Origin of the sequence: Paraburkholderia yinzeri (assembly GCF_046581065.1) — a bacterium.
Classification (GTDB): Bacteria; Pseudomonadota; Gammaproteobacteria; order Burkholderiales; family Burkholderiaceae; genus Paraburkholderia.
The window spans coordinates 2,566,279-2,582,388 of the sequence record NZ_JBFOCJ010000001.1 but is presented as its reverse complement, the minus strand read 5'-3'; the positions used below and the strand labels follow the sequence as shown (position 1 = coordinate 2,582,388).

Below are 16,110 nucleotides of genomic sequence, written 5' to 3'. Positions count from 1 at the left end.
CGTAAAGACACGAACACGCGCCGTAATGCGCCTGTTGGCTTATTGAAGCCGATGCTTCGTAGAATCGGCCTGTACAGTTCAACGACTTCCAGAACGGCGGCAAGGGCATATGGAGCGGGGTGCGCGTCAGGCTATACGATGGCTGACATTCGCGGGGCTGCTGATCGGCAGTTGCTGCGCGTCGTTCGCGCACGCCGCGTGCAGGTCGACTGGCGAGGATGGCACGCTCGAACTGTTGTTATCGCCGGTGCGTATTGCCGTGCCGAAGGGGACGCCGGACGGGGTGCTGCTGGGCTCGGCTCAGGCGGCGGCCGTGCGCGACCTGCCATTTACATGTACCGGCACGGACAACCAGCGCGAACTGCGTGTGCTTGCTCCGCTCGACGTGACCTCGGGCCTTGGCGACGTCTATGCCACCAACCTCGCGGGCATCGGCTTTCGCATCGTGACGCGAGGCGGCAGCTTCGCCGGTATCGACGACGGGCCACGCAGCGGGGCGTACAAGGTGACGCTGCCTCCCGATGCGAGTCGCTTGACTGGCTTCGAGGTTCGCGTCGACTTCGTGAAGATCGGCGACGGGCAGGGCGGCACCCTCGCGCCCGGCAAGCTCGCAAGCATGACCGTCGGCGGGGCGACGCTGGTGGACGTGGTGGTACCCGATGGCGGTGTTGACTTCGACGCCCAGCAATGCGCTCCGCTCACGGTGGGAGGCGAAGTCTCGGCCGGAGGCGGGACGATGGGCGCGTTTTCGCAGGAGGCCGTGGTAATCCAGACCGGATGCAGTTCGGGGGTGAATGTGGCGCTCGGCCTGGAGTCGACCTACGTGTATGGCGAGAGATCGGCGCTGGTTGTCGATCCGCCGCCTCCGCCGGTGAAACATGCGGCTAGCGACATCCCACCCAAGGCGCGCTTTATCGTGCAGCGCAAGAGCAACGGCAATGGCATCTGGCCGCCGCGGCCGGGCGACCCGAAGCGCGATACCGATGAGCGCAGTAATACCCAGTCTTCGACGGGGGGCACCGGGTCCGGCAGCGGCGCCGGCTACGGAGTGGCGGGCAACGCGTCGAATGGCTTCGGTCCGCGACGCTAGTTCATTTCGCGTCGCGGACCGGCAGGGGACAAGACCGGGCGTAACGGCGTCGCTTCAATGTCCGGAAGCAGCGCCCGGTGCTCCGATGCTTGCATCCGCAACGTGCTGGAGCGGCGCGGAGAAAGTACGGCCATCGACGTCCGTCAAGGTCACGCGTACCGCCTTTGCCACGTCGGCGGCGTTTCCGGCGTTTGCGGCCGGCAGCATCATCGTGATGTACGAGGCCGCACCCATGGGCGCACGCAGACCGAAGGGGCCAGGACCGAAGCGGTTGTACGCGTAGTCGTTCTCGAAAGCGGACTTCGGCAGGTGCGAAAGCGCTTCGGCATCCCACTGCACGATCGGCGCATTGTTCGCGTCGAGCAGCGCGGCGCGCACGATGTGAAGCGGCGCCTCGGGCGTACCGGCATCGAGCGTGGCGTGGAAATGCAGCTTGCCTTCGGCGTCGAGCGTCGCATCGCTGAGCGTCACGTGATGCGCGGTGGGGCTCACGGGGCCGCTATGGAATGGCGAGAACACCGAACCGCGATAGTAGTTATAGGTGCCGACGTCGAACACCACCACGAAGGCCAGCACGATGAGCGCGAGCTTGCGGAAACTGATGTCGGTCAGTGGCAAGGGCAGGGAGCCCGAGGCCCAGCGGAAGAGGCCGCTATTCGCGCGCTGCGGCTTGTTGCGCAGCAGGACATTGTCGAGCGCGTAGGCGCCGCCCCCGCCGAGAAACAGCGTCGCGCCCATGGCGAGGTTGCAGGCGGCCATGGTCCATTCGTCGATGCAGGTCGCTCCCTGCCAGCCGAACATCAGCATCAGCAGCACGGAAAATCCCATCGAGGCCAGCGCGGCGGCCCGCGTGTAGAACCCCGTGATCAGCATCAGGCCGACAATCAGCTCGGCCGCGCTGAACAGGATCACCCCGGCGTAAAGCAGTACGAAGTGATGCAGCATATAGCTGATCACGTGGCTCATGCCGAGTATCGCGCCGGGCATGGCCGTCTGGAACTTGTTGGCCATCCAGTGCGTGGCATTCGGGTTCAGCTTGCTCGGCGCATAGATGAAGCGGCGCGAGCCGCCGCCCCAGTAGATGAACCCCTGGATCACGCGAACCGAAATCAGTGCGAGTCCGGCAGCGCGCGCCGCGTACTCGTTTAGCCCCGGCTCAGCATGGCTTGCCGGTCCGGTCTTTCCGGAGGCTCTTTCATAGGCAATGGAATTCATGGCGATATCCGTGAGGCAGTAACGCGGGTTATGAAGGTATTCCCCTTAGTCAGGGGCGTCGGCCCTTGCTCGAGCCGGTAACGACAGCATATCGGCCGGGGGCGAAGCATAAAAATATCTTGATGGCATGCTCGGGATGCCTTTTTGGTATCCGGTCCCATATTCTTACGATTAGCCTGCCATGCGTGGAAGTCATGGCCAGGATGCCATCATTGTATTTTTCGGGGCGCCATCGGTTCCCTACACTGCGGTTCATGCGGTCACACGACCTTTCGCCACCCAGTGCAAGGAATCCCACGATCATGAGCAACGTCGAACAACAAACCGTCCTCTCCGTGAAGCATTGGACCGATACGCTTTTCAGCTTTACCTGCACGCGCAACACGGCGTTTCGTTTTGAAAATGGCCAGTTCACGATGGTCGGTATGGAAGTCGAGGGCCGGCCGCTCATGCGGGCGTACAGCATCGCCAGCGCCAATTACGAAGAGGATCTCGAGTTCTTCAGCATCAAGGTGCCGAACGGCCCGTTGACCTCGCGCCTGCAGCATCTGAAGGAAGGCGACCCGATCCTCATCGGCAAGCGCCCGAGCGGCACGCTGATCGTCGACAACCTGCTGCCCGGCAAGACGCTGTGGATGCTTTCGACGGGTACGGGCCTCGCCCCCTTCCTGAGCGTGATTCGCGACCCGTCGGTCTACGAGCGCTTCGAGCGCATCGTGCTGACGCATACGTGCCGTTACGTCCGCGAACTCGCGTATCGCGAGCACATTACCGAGGCGCTGCCGCAGCACGAGTTCCTCGGCGAATCTGTGCGCGACAAGCTCATCTACTACCCGAGCGTCACGCGCGAGGATTTTCGGAACCGCGGGCGCATCACCGACCTGATCGCGTCGGGCAAGCTGTTCGACGATCTCGGCGTCGCGCCGTTTTCGCCGGAAAGCGACCGGCTGATGCTGTGCGGTAGTGCGCAGATGCTGAAGGACACGCGGGCGTTGCTCGAAGCACGCGGGTTCGAAGAAGGCAGCCAGGCCTCGCCGGGGCATTTTGTCGTCGAGCGCGCGTTTGCATCCTGATCTGTACCCTGAGTTGCGTTCTGAACTGCGCAGTCACTCTTACCAGCTTCAATCAACGGGATTCGCCATGAAAATCATCCAGTCACTCGCCGCCGCCACGCTGATCGCCGCCACGGCGATGTCGTTCCAGGCGCATGCACAACAGGCCGAACCGCAAGGTTTCTGGACCACGCCCACGATTCAGGGCTACGGCCCGATCCATTTCCTTCCCGATTCGGCATTCAAGCCGGAGGCGGACCACACCTACAAGATCGTGTTCTCGCTCACGCAGGGTTCGAAGTCGCCGGATACCGTCAATCCGGCGCTGGACCGCGTGGCGAGGACCGTCAATCTCTATGCGGCTGCCGGCGTGCCGCTCTCGCATCTGAAGTTCGTGGCGGTCGCATCCGGCGCCGCGACGCCGCTCGTGCTCGACGACGCGCATTACCGCGCGGCATACGGCATCGCGAATCCGAACCTGCCGCTGATCGCGGAACTGAAGAAGGCCGGCGTGACGGTGGCCGTGTGCGGACAGGCCGTTGCCGAGCATCACTTCAGCTACGACTCGATCGCGTCCGACGTCACGCTCGCGCTCTCCGCGCTGACGACGGTCACGACGCTCGAGTCCCAGGGTTACGCCCTGATGCCGCTTTGACCTTCGACGTTACGGATGCCGATCATGCTTTCAATCAATACGATCCTCCGCGCGGCTGTCGTCGCCGCGCTCGGTGCAGTCGGGACATTCGGCGCACCGCTGGCCCATGCTGCCGATACCGGCGCGCCGGCCACGTCCGTGAGCGTGTCGCCGCCGTGGCAACACGGTGAAAACGACGACGCGACCCAGCGCGGCCTGGCGTTCACCGAGCCCGACGCCGACAATCTCGCCGACTTCCATGGCGATCCGCTGCATCCCGCGCTGGCGCTCTTCGTCGGCGGCAACTACTTCTTCGCGATGGCGCCGCTCGTGCACGCGTTCGAAGAGAAGTATCCCGAGTATCGCGGCCAAGTGTACTGGGAAACGATTCCGCCGGGCCTGCTCGTGAAGCAGATGGAGAACGGCGGCACGGTGACGGTCGGCAACATGACGTGGACCGTGAAACCCGACGTGTATCTCGCTGGCCTGAAAGCAGTGCAGAAGCAAATCGACGCGGGCAACGTCAAGGCGCCAGCGGTGCCCTATGTCACCAACACGCTGACGATCATGGTGCCGAAGGACAACCCGGCGCACATCACGGGCCTCGCCGATCTGGGCAAGCCGGACGTGCGGCTCGCGATGCCGAACCCCGAGTTCGAAGGCATCGCACGGCAGATCAAGGCTTCGCTCGCGAAGGCCGGCGGCGATGCGCTGGTGACCAGCGTCTACACGACGAAGGTGAGCGACGGCACGACGCTTCTTACGCATATCCATCACCGGCAGACGCCGCTGTGGATCATGCAGGGCAAGGTGCAGGCGGGCGTGACCTGGCAATCCGAAGCAATGTTCCAGGAGCAGGCCGGCCATGCGATTACGCACGTCGACATTCCGGATGCGCAGAACACGACGGCGATCTATGCGGGCGGCGTGGCGACCCATGCACCGCATCCGCAGGCGGCGCAGCGATGGCTGGCGTTCATCCGGTCGCCGCAGGGGCTGAAGATTTTCGAGCAATACGGCTTCAAGTCCTATACGGGCGGCGCAGATCAGGCGCGTGCCGGAACACAGGCACCGGAGTAAGGAAAGACCGTGTCGCGCACTCGTGCGCGACACGGCATTGATGGAGCGAACGATGTACCAATACGATCAGTACGACCAGACCATCGTCGACGAACGCGTCGCGCAGTACCGCGACCAGGTTCGCCGGCGCCTCTCGGGCGAATTGAGCGAAGAAGAGTTCCGCCCGCTGCGCCTGCAGAACGGCCTGTACATGCAGCGCCACGCGTACATGCACCGCATCGCGATTCCGTACGGCAATCTGCGCAGCGACCAGTTGCGCATGCTCGGCCGCATCGCGCGCGAGCACGACCGCGGCTACGGCCACTTCTCCACGCGCTCGAACATCCAGTACAACTGGATCCAGCTCGAGGAGACGCCCGAAATCCTCGCCAAACTCGCTTCGGTGCAGATGCACGGCATCCAGACCTCGGGCAACTGCATCCGTAACATCACCGCCGACCAGTTCGCGGGCGTGGCGCCCGACGAGGTCGTCGATCCGCGCCCCTGGGCCGAGATCCTGCGCCAGTGGTCGACGTTCCACCCCGAATTCGCCTGGCTGCCGCGCAAGTTCAAGATCGCCGTCTCGGGCTCGAAGGAAGACCGCGCGGCCGTGCAGATCCACGACCTGGGCGTCTACCTGGAGCGTAACGTCGACGGCGAAATTGTCGCGAGCATCCTCGCGGGCGGCGGCCTCGGCCGCACGCCCATCGTCGGTGCGATCATCAAGCGCGACCTGCCGTGGCAGCACCTGCTGACCTACTGCGAAGCCGTGCTGCGCGTGTACAACCGCTACGGCCGCCGCGACAACCTCTACAAGGCGCGCATCAAGATTCTCGTGAAGGCGCTCTCGCCGGCGAAATTCGCCGAGCAGGTGGAAGAGGAGTGGCAGCACCTGAAGGACGGCCCCTCGACGCTCACGCAGGCCGAAGTGGAGCGCGTGTCGCAGCACTTCGTGCCGCCCGCCTACGAAAAGCTGCCCGATACCGATACGTCGTACGAAAAGCATCTGCTCGAAACCCGCGCGTTCGCGCGCTGGGTGGAGCGCAACGTGCGTCCGCACCGCGTGCCGGGCTATGCCTCGGTGACGCTCTCGCTCAAGCCGCGCGACATCGCGCCGGGCGATGCCACCGACGCACAGATGGAAGCCGTGGCCGACTGGGCCGACGCGTATTCGTTCGGCCAGATCCGCGTCTCGCACGAGCAGAACCTGATTCTCGCGGACGTGAAGAAGCGCGACCTCTATGCGCTGTGGGAAAAGGCGAAGGCGCAGGGCTTCGCGACGGCGAACATCGGCCTTCTGACCGACATCATCGCGTGCCCGGGCGGCGACTTCTGCTCGCTCGCGAACGCGAAGTCGATCCCCATTGCGCTGGCGATCCAGGCGCGTTTCGATAATCTCGACTTCGTCCACGACCTGGGCGACCTGTCGTTCAATATCTCGGGCTGCATGAACTCGTGCGGGCACCATCACGTCGGCAACATCGGCGTGCTGGGCGTGGACAAGGACGGTGCGGAGTGGTATCAGGTGTCGCTGGGCGGCGAGCAGGGCAATGGCGCCAATGGCGCGCGCCTGGGCCGTGTGATCGGGCCGTCGTTTTCGGCCGAAGAGATGCCGGACGTCGTGCAGAAGGTGATCGATACGTTCGTCGAGCACCGGCTCGAAGGCGAGCGCTTTATCGACACGTACGACCGCATCGGCATCGCACCGTTCAAGGAACGCGTGTACGCCTCGCGCCAGCCGGCGCACGCCTGAACCCGCACGCAACGAGAGACGAGAGTTAAGCAAATGGCTTTGATCATCAGGAATCGCGAGATCGTTGAAGACGGCTGGCAGGTCGTGCGCGCGGCCGAAGACGGCGCACTGCCCGAAGTGGCGGCGCTGCCTGCGGGCCAGATCATCGTGCCGCTCGCGCTGTGGCAGGCGCAGCGCGACGCGCTGGTGGCCTCGCGCAGCCGGGACGAGCTCGGCGTGTGGCTTGCGCCGGAGAGCGAACCGGCCGATATCGCGGGCGATTTCGACGAGGTGGCTCTGATCGCAGTGGATTTCCCGGTGTTCCGTGACGGCCGCGGTTATTCGACGGCGCGTCTGCTGCGCGAACGCTATGGCTACCAGGGCGAGCTGCGCGCGATTGGCGATGTGCTGCGCGACCAGTTGCGCTTCTACGAGCGCTGCGGCTTCGATGCGTATGCGCTGCGCGCCGACAAGGACCTCCACGACGCGCTCAAGGCGTTCACGGAGTTCACGGTGCAGTATCAGGGCGCGTTCGACGAGCCTTCGCCGCTGTTCCGCAGACGGCATCCACAATAGCCAGTGAAAGGAAACGGGAGCGCGCGCAAGAAAGGCGCGCTGCTAGACCTTGTCGCTACGCGGGGCAAACGCCCTGCCGATCATCAGCAGCGAGGGTTGCGTCCGATCGAACCATGCGCTTGCCGCACCTTCCGCGAGACCGGCTAGCGTGAGCGTCAGCATGCGCTCGCGCGGCGTGCTGCAAGCCTCGACGACAGCCACCGGCGTATCGCCGCTGCGACCTTCGGCTATCAATTGGCGGGCGATATCGGCCGCGCTGTTGCGGCCCATGTAGAACACCAGCGAATCGGCTTTGACAGATTGGGGGAATTCGGCGGAATCCGCCGCGCGGCTGCAGGTGGCAAGCGCCACGCTGCGCACTACGCCACGCAGCGTCAGCGGACGACGCAACGCGGCGGCGCCCGCAAGCGCCGCCGTGATGCCTGGCACAACTTCGTATTCGATGCCTGCTGCTTCGAGAGCGCGCATCTCTTCGTCGGCGCGGCCGAACAGCATCGGGTCCCCGCCTTTGAGACGCACGACCACGTCGTGCTCACGCGCCGCGTCGACGATCAACCGGTCGATTTCGGCCTGGGCGGTCGAATGCTGGCCGCAACGTTTGCCGACAGCCATCCGCTTCGTTTGCAGACCTGCATGATCGAGCATGGCCGGCTCGACTAGCGCGTCGTGCAGCACGACATCAGCCACGGCCAGCAGGCGTGCGCCTCGCACCGTGATGAGGTCGGCCGCCCCTGGCCCCGCGCCGATCAGATAGACCTTGCCCATCAGTTGCCGGCGAAGACGTTGCAGAAGCTGACCGGGCCGACGCAGGCCGTCCGCGTGTGCTTTGCCGGTGCGCCAGCCGCCGACGTTCCCGACATCGAGACGCCGCCCACCGCGCTTTGCGCATCCTGTGCGGCGATCCTGGCTTCCACGGTCTGCACGTCCTGCGGGTAGTTGTCGCCGTTGGTATTCGGGTTGTAGCCGGCCTTTTCCATGCGAACGAGTTCCGCGCGCACTTCGGCGCGCGTCACGGGCTCGGCGCTTTGGGCGAACGTCAGCAGTGGGGTGGAGAGGGCGCAGAGGGCAATCGTCAACTTGGCAAGCGTCTTCATGATGGGCTCCTTGTCGGTCAATGGGCGGAAACAGCGAAAGAGGCGTTTCCGTCGGCTCGCTTCGCATTTCGCAGATCGTGTAGAGCGTTGAAGTGCGGAGCCGATGTACAAAGAGTAATCAGGAAGGCTGGGCGCGAAAAATACCAACTTGCGATGCGCGCCATGTTGCCAGGTTATGGCAAAGCGGAGCGCGTCCGGGCGCCCATTCCGCCGGTCATTGCTCAGCCGTGCAGAGGATTTCGGTTGCCGATGCGGCGCACGGATGCGCTCAGGTCGCTTCCTGGCCGGACTTCATCGCCGCCGTTTTGCCGGTGCGGGTCCGCTTCGGCGTCTGCGCTTCCGGTTTGGGCTTCGCGCCCGGCTGGCTTTGAGTCGTCGTCTCGACGACGAGATCGAACAGCGCCTGATTGCTTGGCGAAAGCGAGCGTCCCTTGTTCCAGACCATATGGAGCGGCCGTTCGATGCGCAGATCCTCGACCTCGATGATCGTCAGTTCGCCGCGGCGCAGCTCGTTGCTGATGCTCAGAACCGATACATAGGCGAGCGCATGCTGGGCAAGCAGCATGCGCTTGATGGCCTCCGTGTCGCTTACCGACATGAGCGGCTCGATGCGCAGCCCCGCGCGGGCATACGCTTCCTCGACGATTGCCCGCGTTCCCGAACCGGGCTCCCGCATGAGGACCACCTGATCGACCAGTTCGTTGGCGGTGAGGCGCGCACCCGCGCGAGGATGCCCGGCGGCCGCCACGACCGCGATTTCGTCGGAGCCGATGCGCCGGGCGTGCAGGAGCGTGTCGTCAAACGGCCCTTCGACGAACCCGAGCGTAAACGTGAGGTCGCGCAGCCCGGCTTCGACGCGCTCCGTGTTCGTTACCGTGAGGTCGATCGCCACGCGCGGCCAGGCCGCATTGAAGCGTGCGAGGACATCGGGCACGAAGTACACGCCTAGCGTCGCGCTCGCACCGATCTTCATGTGGCCGGCGCCGAGCCCCGCCAGTTCTCGCAACTGGCTTTCCGCGCCGTCGGCAAGCGTAAAGATGCGATCGGCGTAATCGAACAGCGTCTTGCCGGCTTCGGTCAGGGCGACGCCGCGCGGCAGGCGATCGAACAGGATCAGGCCGACGCGGTCTTCCAGCTCGCGTATCTCGCGCGTCACGGCCGGCTGACTCACGTGCAGCCGTTCGGCGCCGGCGCTGATGCTGCCGACGCGGGCGACTTCGTAGAACGCAAGGAGGTGGGTGAAGTTCATGTCAGGGTTCGCTCAGGATCTGCCCAGGCGCTCAGCCCGCCCGCTTCGCGCGCTTGCGCGGGGCGGCGGGGCGTCGGCGCTCGACGCGCATCCGGTATTGGAAGTTGCCGCCGCGGAAATACAGGTATTCGAAATCGAGCGGCTTACCGTCGCTGTCTTGCGTTAGCCGCTCGATGCGTAGCAGCGGCGCGTTTGTTTTGATTTCCAGCGCGCGAGCGATCGCGCTCTCGGCTGCAACGGCATCGATGCTCAAGTCCGCGCCGCCCAGCGCAATGCCGCAGTCGTTTTCCAGAATCAGAAAAATGTCGCGGCTCGCGAGATCGGCGCGTTGCAGGCGTTTGCCGATGGCTTCCGGGACAAACGTGATTTCATAGGAGACAGGCCGGCGTTCGAGCAGCCGCACGCGATGGATTTCCGCCACGGGAGTCTGTGCCTCCAGGCCAAGTTTCTCCGCCACATGGGCCGACGCCGGCACAAAGCGGAATTGCACGACGCGATTGATGATCTCCTGGCCGGTGACGGACATCGCTTCGGCAAATCCCTGCAGCGACGTGACGTCCTGAAACGCCTTCGGTTGCGAGACGAACGAACCTTTGCCGTGGACCTTGAAGATCAGTCCTTCTCTTTGCAGGTCGCCCAGCGCCTGGCGGATAGTGATGCGGCTGACTTCGAACATCGCCTGCAGCTCGCTCTCCGAGGGCATGCGGCTCATCGGCAGATAGTCGCCGTCGAGTATGCCCGTGCGCAGTGCGTTCTTGACCTGTACGTAGAGCGGAACCGGCGAATCGATTTCGAAGGCGGGGGAGCTGGACGTCATGGTCGGGGAGAGCAAGGCAGCGATCGATGGCTTGTGCGGGCGTGGGGCAGGGCGATTATACGCCGTGGCTCCGCTGGCGTTCCCGGCGGTCTGTCCGGACCCCGACTCGGGGTTTGCCTGGGGCTGGTTTTGGGGTCGGCAGGTTGACTCGATTAACTTGTTATGACATGATATGACATGTATTGCATGGCACGGTGTTTCCCTTCGGCAAAGAGCAGCGCGCCGTTTTCCAGCTCGTCACTTCCTGCGGTAGAACACCATCGAATTCACCTTCTGGCTCTTTGCCGTCGCGTTAGGCTCCAGCGCGCTGGGCGGCATGCTCGGCATGGCAAGCGGCCTCTTCATCGTGCCGGCGTTGACCGTGTTCGGCCATATGGACATGCACGCGGCAGTGGGCGCTAGCCTCGTCTCCGTGATTGCCTGTTCGAGCGGAAGCGCGGCGTCGTATCTGCGCGCCCGCCTGACCAACGTGCGTCTCGCCGTGTTGCTGGAAAGCGGCACGACGCTCGGCGCATTGACCGGCGTGCTGCTCGCCGACGTGGTGCCGGTGAGGGCGCTCGACTTTCTGTTCGCGGGCATCATGCTGATCTCCGCGTGGCAGATGTTCGCGAAGCGGGTCGAGCGGAGCACGGCTCCGACCGATCTGGCTGAGCACATCGCGTCCGCCCACCCGGCGCTCGACGGCAGCTATCCCGACCCGCTAACAGGACGCGAGATTCGCTATGCCGTTGGACGCGTGCCGTGGGCGCTCTCGCTGATGGTCGTGGCGGGCCTCGTTTCCGCGCTGCTGGGCATCGGCAGCGGCGTCCTGAAGATTCCTGCGATGGATGTGGCATTGCGCTTGCCTATCAAGGTGTCCACGGCAACGTCCAACTTCATGATTGGCGTGACCGCCGCCGCAAGCGCGTGCGCGTATTTTCTGCGCGGCGAAATTGTTTCGTCGGTCGCCGCGCCGATTGCGCTGGGGTCCGTTGCGGGCGCAGTGCTCGGCGCACGTGTGCTGATGAAAATATCGAGCCAGCGTTTGCGGCACTTTTTCGTCGCGGTGCTCGTTCTGGTCGCTCTTCAGATGTTCTTGCAGGGCTGCCACCTCCACCTATTCTGAAATTCGCGCAATGATCCAGGTTCGCCCGAAAAACGAAGTGCTGGCCGGCGGCGTCAGGCTCGAGCGGCTGCTGGCCGCGCTGCTTCAATACGGAACGTGGGCAGGTTCGTTCGTGATGGCGATGGGTATCGCGCTGCGCGCCTCGGGATTGGAACCCGCCATGCGAGCGGGCAGCGCCGCCATGACGGCGGGCGTCTGCATCGTCATTCTGCTGCCCGTTGCGAGGCTCGTGCTGATGCTCGCCGTTTATCTGGCCGGGCGCGAATATCGTTTCGCGTGGATTGCCGCGCTGGTGCTGCTCATCGTGGCCGCGGGCTGCGTTGCGGGTGTCAGGCTCGGGCCGCTCGCGGGGTAGGGCCTTCGGCTGCGAGTGCAGCGGGCACGGCAGCCATCACTTGAAAATCCCGGTGCGCTGCGTCGCTTCCGGGAGCTGTCGCGTCTCGCGCACCGAAAGGGGATGCCACAAGCGCGCGCCGCCTTCTATGCCTCTTTCGTTCGGCACGACGGCCACATTCGGCGGCAAGTCGAACGTGAGGCGTGCCGCGTTGCCGCCGCCTATCCACAGCTTGTCGTAGTGCACGAGCGAGTCGAGTATGCCGACGATCTTCTCCACGCGGCGGTTCCAGCGCTTGTTGCCGGCCTTGCGGCGCGCGGCATCGCCGATGTACTCGTCGTACGCGTGATTCTTGCTGACCGGATGATGCGCCAGTTCGAGATGCGGCATCAGTTCGCCGTCCCGAAACATGGCCGTGCCGGCTCCCGTGCCTAGCGTCAGCACGAATTCGAGGCCATGCCCTTCGATCGCGGCGAGGCCCTGCATTTCCGCGTCGTTGATCATGCGCACGGACGGATTGCCAAGACGCTTGCCGAGCATCTGCGCAAGCGGCACGTCGCTCCAGCCTTCCGTGCCCAGATGCGGGGCCGTTAGCACGTGATTGTTGCGCACGAAACCAGGAAAGCCGATCGATACGTGAGTCGGGGAATATTGCTTGACCAACGGCTCGACCAGCGTGCAGAGCGTGTCGACGAGCTGGGCCGGCGTGCAGGGATGGGGCGTTGCCACGCGCACGCGCGCGCTGCGCATGGCGCCCTGCGCGTCGATGATGGCCGCTTTCAGTCCGGTTCCACCTACGTCGATAGAGAGTATGTTTTCGATGTCCGTCGAGCGCGACACCTTGCCGGTCGGGCGCTTTTTCGTATTGCTCGTCTCGCTGCGGGTCCTGGCCACGGGGTCCTCCGTTGTTGGTTTTTGCACCGCAAAGCCCTTTATCTGGTTCGTTATCCTGACTTCGTGTCTGGTTCGGCCGGGGTCGGCGCACGCCATGCACGACCGTCGCGCGCCAGCAGCGCATCCGCTTCGGCGGGGCCCGCGCTCCCCGCGGCGTAACCGTGCAAGGGAATCGCGCTGCCATGCTTCGGATGCAGCACGTCGTCCACGGCGGCCCACGTTGCTTCGATGCTGTCGGCGCGCTGAAAGAGCGTCTCGTCGCCCAGCATGCAGTCGTACAGGAGCGTTTCGTAACCGACGTTGGCAGGCTCGCGAAAGAAATCGTCGTAGTCGAACGACGATCGCACTGCACCGATCTGCATGACCGGCCCCGGGGTCTTGACGTTGAAATCGAAGCTCGTGCCGTGCGACGGATCGATACGCAGCGTCATGACATTGGGCGTCAGGGCGTCCACAGGCGTATCGCGGAAGAGCCGGAACGGCACGCTCTTCAACTGCACCGAAATCTCCGTGCGCCGCACGTCCAGCCGCTTGCCGGTACGCAGATAAAACGGTACCCCTGCCCAGCGCCAGTTGTCGATCTGCACGCGGGCGGCGGCATAGGTTTCGGTCCGGCTGTCCTTCGCGACGTTGGGCTCGTTGCGATAGCCCACGCCCGCGGGCCCTTTTTCGTATTGCCCGAAGACCACGTCTTCCGGTGCGAGCGGCTTGAGCGCGTCGAAGATTTCTGCCTTCTTGTCGCGCACGGCTTCGGCCGAGAATGAATTGGGCGGCTCCATTGCCACCATGCCAAGCAACTGGAACAGATGATTCGGCACCATGTCGCGGAACGCACCCGTTTGCTCGTAAAAGCTGCCGCGCCCCTCCACGCCGATCACTTCCGCTGCCGTGATCTGCACGCTGTCGATGTACTCGCGCCGCCAGACCGGCTCGAACAGCGCGTTGGCGAAGCGCACGGCCAGAATGCTCTGCACGGTATCCTTGCCGAGAAAGTGGTCGATGCGATAGATCTGCGATTCCTTCGCAAAGCTCAGGAGATGTTCGTTCAGATCGCGCGCCGAAGCGAGGTCGGTGCCGAACGGCTTTTCGATCACGACGCGGCGGAACGGACCGTCTCCGCCATTGTCTTCCTTCAGCAAACCGGCCTTGCCGAGGCGTTCGACGATCGGCTTGAAGAAGCGCGCGCCCACCGCGAGGTAGAACACGACGTTGCCTTGCGCCGTGCTTTGCCCCTTGCCTTGCCCCTCGCCGCTGTGCTGTTGTCCGATCTGCTGGGCAAGCCGCTGGTACGCGCCGTCGTCCTCGAAATCGCCTGCCATGTAGGTTAGACGCTGTGCGACCCAGTTCCACGCGTTGTCGTCGAGCTTGCCGGCGTGAAAGGTGCTGGCCTTGTCGGCGGCAAACTTTTGCAGCGCACCATGCAGATCCTCGCACCATGCTTGCGTCGAGCGGTCGCCGTGATTGACGCCAATGATCTGCATGCCGTCGTCGAGCAGACCATCCACGGCGAGGTTGTACAGCGCCGGCATGAGCAGGCGCTGGGTCAGATCGCCGCCTGCGCCGAAGATCACGAGCGTGCAGGGCGGCGCCGGATGCTTGCCGGCCGGCGAGGCGGGCAAGCCTTGGGGATGCGAGGCCACTTTGGTGCTGGCCGGCGGCGGGGAGGAATCGCGGGGGGGCAGGTTGGGCGGCATGATGGCTCTGCAGTTAACCGAAATGTTCCCAGGTAGCAAGCGCTGTGCCGCGACGCAGTGGGTCCGCAGTGTTGTCATTAGCTGCGCCGCGTCGCAAGCCGTGAAGCACAAGTAATTTACGCTACCAGAACCACCTTTGCTCCGTCGAGCGATTCAGGGCAGGTCCTGTGGCCGGGTTCCCGGCCGTGACGATGACACCTTGATGGCCCGCTTCGGCGATTTCTCTGAGACTAGAAATGTTATAACATAACATTTTAGACGATGCGGTACGGCACCCGGCGCGACACAAGCCATGGCCGCTATCGACACCCCCTGATACGCGAGGAGTCATTCCATGGATGCACGACTGCCGGTGACGGTCCTTTCCGGTTTTCTGGGCGCGGGCAAGACCACGCTGCTGAACCACATCCTGAACAACCGGGAAGGGCGGCGTGTTGCGGTCATCGTCAACGACATGAGCGAGGTGAACATCGACGCCGCGCTGGTCCGCGACGGCGGCGCGCAACTGTCGCGCACCGACGAGAAGCTCGTCGAGATGAGCAACGGCTGCATTTGCTGCACGCTGCGCGAGGATTTGCTGCTCGAGGTCAATCGTCTCGCGAAGGAGGGGCGTTTCGATCAGCTCGTGATCGAGTCGACGGGCATTTCGGAGCCGCTACCCGTGGCCGAGACATTCACGTTCGCCGACGAAAGCGGCCAGAGTCTCTCCGAGGTCGCGCGGCTCGACACGATGGTCACGGTAGTCGACGGGTTCAACTTCCTGCGCGACTACAGCTCGCAGGACAGCCTGCACGCGCGCGGCGAATCGCTCGGCGACGAGGACCACCGCACGGTCGTCGACTTGCTGATCGAGCAGATCGAATTCTGCGACGTAATTGTCCTGAACAAGATCGACCTGATCGACGAGACCGGCCGCGACCGGTTGATGGCCATCCTGCACGGTCTCAACCCGCGTGCGCGCATCGAGATTTCGGCATTCGGCCAGGTGCCGCTGCATCGCGTGCTCGACACGAAGCTGTTCGACTTCGAAGAAGCCTCGAAGTCGCCCGGGTGGCTCAGGGAATTGCGCGGCGAACATACGCCGGAGACCGAACAATACGGTATCCGTAGCTTTGTGTGGCGCGCGCGGCGCCCGATGCATCCGCGGCGGTTCTGGGATCTCGTGAACAGCGAATGGCCGGGCGTGGTGCGCTCGAAGGGCTTTTTCTGGCTCGCGAGCCGGCCGGCTCACGCGGGTTCGTGGTCGCAGGCGGGGGCGGTCTGCCGCCACGGCATGGCCGGACTATGGTGGGCGGCGGTGCCGAAATCGCACTGGCCGGCCGATCCCGAGTCGCTTGCCTTCATCGAGGGCAACTGGGATCCGAATGTCGGCGACGCGCGCCAGGAACTGGTACTGATCGGCGTCGAGATGGACGAGCGCGCGATGCGTCAGCGTCTGGACGCATGCCTGCTCACCGATGCCGAGATGGCCGAAGGGCCGCAGGCGTGGGGCGGTTTTGCCGATCCCTTCCCGGCATGGGGCGCACGTATGCCGGAGGAGGCGGGGGCGGCGTGAGCCAACTGGC

Annotated in this window: 16 protein-coding genes; 9 read left to right on the top strand and 7 right to left on the bottom strand. The window is 64.3% G+C overall.

The genetic code is table 11. The annotated features are described in order from the left end of the window. Positions 1-109 precede the first annotated feature (109 nt). Positions 110-1,090 (top strand): hypothetical protein, encoded by a 981-nt coding sequence (locus WJ542_RS12345; protein WP_411189564.1) that lies wholly within the window; start codon positions 110-112, stop codon positions 1,088-1,090. A 54-nt stretch (positions 1,091-1,144) separates the two neighbouring features. Here WJ542_RS12345 and WJ542_RS12340 read toward each other — a convergent pair whose 3' ends face one another. Then, positions 1,145-2,305 carry a TQO small subunit DoxD gene (locus WJ542_RS12340; protein WP_411189563.1) on the bottom strand — a complete coding sequence of 387 codons (1,161 nt, stop codon included), beginning with the start codon at positions 2,303-2,305 and terminating at the stop codon, positions 1,145-1,147. 302 nt (positions 2,306-2,607) lie between these two features. Between WJ542_RS12340 and WJ542_RS12335 the strand changes: the two genes are divergently transcribed. The 5 genes from WJ542_RS12335 (at position 2,608) to WJ542_RS12315 (ending at position 7,358) form a co-directional block, all read left to right on the top strand. Continuing rightward, positions 2,608-3,378, top strand: coding sequence for a ferredoxin--NADP reductase (locus WJ542_RS12335; protein WP_411189562.1), 771 nt, complete (start codon positions 2,608-2,610; stop codon positions 3,376-3,378). 67 nt (positions 3,379-3,445) lie between these two features. Continuing rightward, complete coding sequence (locus WJ542_RS12330) at positions 3,446-4,012, top strand: DsrE family protein (RefSeq protein WP_411189561.1); 567 nt, start codon at positions 3,446-3,448, stop codon at positions 4,010-4,012. Positions 4,013-4,036: 24 nt separating this feature from the next. Beyond that, complete coding sequence (locus WJ542_RS12325; protein WP_411189560.1) at positions 4,037-5,071, top strand: substrate-binding domain-containing protein; 1,035 nt, start codon at positions 4,037-4,039, stop codon at positions 5,069-5,071. Between the two features lie 52 nt (positions 5,072-5,123). Then, entirely contained in the window at positions 5,124-6,803 is a 1,680-nt protein-coding gene (locus tag WJ542_RS12320; protein WP_411189559.1) for a nitrite/sulfite reductase, read from the top strand. A gap of 33 nt (positions 6,804-6,836) precedes the next feature. Further along, positions 6,837-7,358, top strand: a complete 522-nt coding sequence (locus WJ542_RS12315) for a DUF934 domain-containing protein (RefSeq protein WP_411189558.1) — start codon at positions 6,837-6,839, stop codon at positions 7,356-7,358. Between the two features lie 42 nt (positions 7,359-7,400). On the opposite strand, the gene cobA is transcribed toward WJ542_RS12315, so the two are convergent. The 4 genes from cobA to WJ542_RS12295 all read right to left on the bottom strand — a co-directional run bounded on the left by cobA (position 7,401) and on the right by WJ542_RS12295 (position 10,518). Next, a complete protein-coding gene (gene cobA / locus WJ542_RS12310) occupies positions 7,401-8,123 on the bottom strand; it encodes a uroporphyrinogen-III C-methyltransferase (RefSeq protein WP_411189557.1) in 723 nt (240 codons plus the stop codon). After that, complete coding sequence (locus tag WJ542_RS12305) at positions 8,123-8,455, bottom strand: DUF4148 domain-containing protein (RefSeq protein WP_411190542.1); 333 nt, start codon at positions 8,453-8,455, stop codon at positions 8,123-8,125. The genes cobA and WJ542_RS12305 overlap by 1 nt, the downstream gene beginning before the upstream one ends. A 265-nt stretch (positions 8,456-8,720) precedes the next feature. Then, a complete protein-coding gene (locus WJ542_RS12300; protein WP_411189556.1) occupies positions 8,721-9,701 on the bottom strand; it encodes a LysR family transcriptional regulator in 981 nt (326 codons plus the stop codon). Between the two features lie 31 nt (positions 9,702-9,732). Continuing rightward, positions 9,733-10,518, bottom strand: a complete 786-nt coding sequence (locus WJ542_RS12295; protein ID WP_411189555.1) for a GntR family transcriptional regulator — start codon at positions 10,516-10,518, stop codon at positions 9,733-9,735. A gap of 316 nt (positions 10,519-10,834) precedes the next feature. On the opposite strand from WJ542_RS12295, the gene WJ542_RS12290 reads away from it, so the two are divergent. Then, positions 10,835-11,623, top strand: a complete 789-nt coding sequence (locus WJ542_RS12290; protein WP_411189554.1) for a sulfite exporter TauE/SafE family protein — start codon at positions 10,835-10,837, stop codon at positions 11,621-11,623. Positions 11,624-11,633: 10 nt separating this feature from the next. Continuing rightward, positions 11,634-11,978, top strand: coding sequence for a DUF1634 domain-containing protein (locus WJ542_RS12285; RefSeq protein ID WP_411189553.1), 345 nt, complete (start codon positions 11,634-11,636; stop codon positions 11,976-11,978). A 36-nt stretch (positions 11,979-12,014) separates the two neighbouring features. Here the strand turns inward: WJ542_RS12285 and WJ542_RS12280 are convergent, their stop codons facing one another. Together WJ542_RS12280 and zwf are read right to left on the bottom strand one after the other, a co-directional pair. After that, a complete protein-coding gene (locus WJ542_RS12280; RefSeq protein ID WP_411190541.1) occupies positions 12,015-12,797 on the bottom strand; it encodes an ROK family protein in 783 nt (260 codons plus the stop codon). 104 nt (positions 12,798-12,901) lie between these two features. Then, positions 12,902-14,545, bottom strand: a complete 1,644-nt coding sequence (gene zwf, locus WJ542_RS12275) for a glucose-6-phosphate dehydrogenase (protein ID WP_411189552.1) — start codon at positions 14,543-14,545, stop codon at positions 12,902-12,904. Between the two features lie 334 nt (positions 14,546-14,879). On the opposite strand from zwf, the gene zigA reads away from it, so the two are divergent. Further along, positions 14,880-16,100 (top strand): zinc metallochaperone GTPase ZigA, encoded by a 1,221-nt coding sequence (gene zigA / locus WJ542_RS12270; RefSeq protein WP_411189551.1) that lies wholly within the window; start codon positions 14,880-14,882, stop codon positions 16,098-16,100. The last annotated feature ends 10 nt before the right edge of the window (positions 16,101-16,110 follow it).

Coding starts and splice junctions, on each gene's coding strand:
- WJ542_RS12285 (WP_411189553.1), top strand. CDS start 11,634: ATGATCCAGGTTCGCCCGAAAAACGAAGTGCTGGCCGGCGGCGTCAGG.
- WJ542_RS12320 (WP_411189559.1), top strand. CDS start 5,124: ATGTACCAATACGATCAGTACGACCAGACCATCGTCGACGAACGCGTC.
- WJ542_RS12290 (WP_411189554.1), top strand. CDS start 10,835: ATGCTCGGCATGGCAAGCGGCCTCTTCATCGTGCCGGCGTTGACCGTG.
- WJ542_RS12340 (WP_411189563.1), bottom strand. CDS start 2,305: ATGAATTCCATTGCCTATGAAAGAGCCTCCGGAAAGACCGGACCGGCA.
- WJ542_RS12300 (WP_411189556.1), bottom strand. CDS start 9,701: ATGAACTTCACCCACCTCCTTGCGTTCTACGAAGTCGCCCGCGTCGGC.
- WJ542_RS12295 (WP_411189555.1), bottom strand. CDS start 10,518: ATGACGTCCAGCTCCCCCGCCTTCGAAATCGATTCGCCGGTTCCGCTC.
- WJ542_RS12335 (WP_411189562.1), top strand. CDS start 2,608: ATGAGCAACGTCGAACAACAAACCGTCCTCTCCGTGAAGCATTGGACC.
- WJ542_RS12325 (WP_411189560.1), top strand. CDS start 4,037: ATGCTTTCAATCAATACGATCCTCCGCGCGGCTGTCGTCGCCGCGCTC.
- WJ542_RS12345 (WP_411189564.1), top strand. CDS start 110: ATGGAGCGGGGTGCGCGTCAGGCTATACGATGGCTGACATTCGCGGGG.
- zwf (WP_411189552.1), bottom strand. CDS start 14,545: ATGCCGCCCAACCTGCCCCCCCGCGATTCCTCCCCGCCGCCGGCCAGC.
- WJ542_RS12330 (WP_411189561.1), top strand. CDS start 3,446: ATGAAAATCATCCAGTCACTCGCCGCCGCCACGCTGATCGCCGCCACG.
- cobA (WP_411189557.1), bottom strand. CDS start 8,123: ATGGGCAAGGTCTATCTGATCGGCGCGGGGCCAGGGGCGGCCGACCTC.
- WJ542_RS12315 (WP_411189558.1), top strand. CDS start 6,837: ATGGCTTTGATCATCAGGAATCGCGAGATCGTTGAAGACGGCTGGCAG.
- zigA (WP_411189551.1), top strand. CDS start 14,880: ATGGATGCACGACTGCCGGTGACGGTCCTTTCCGGTTTTCTGGGCGCG.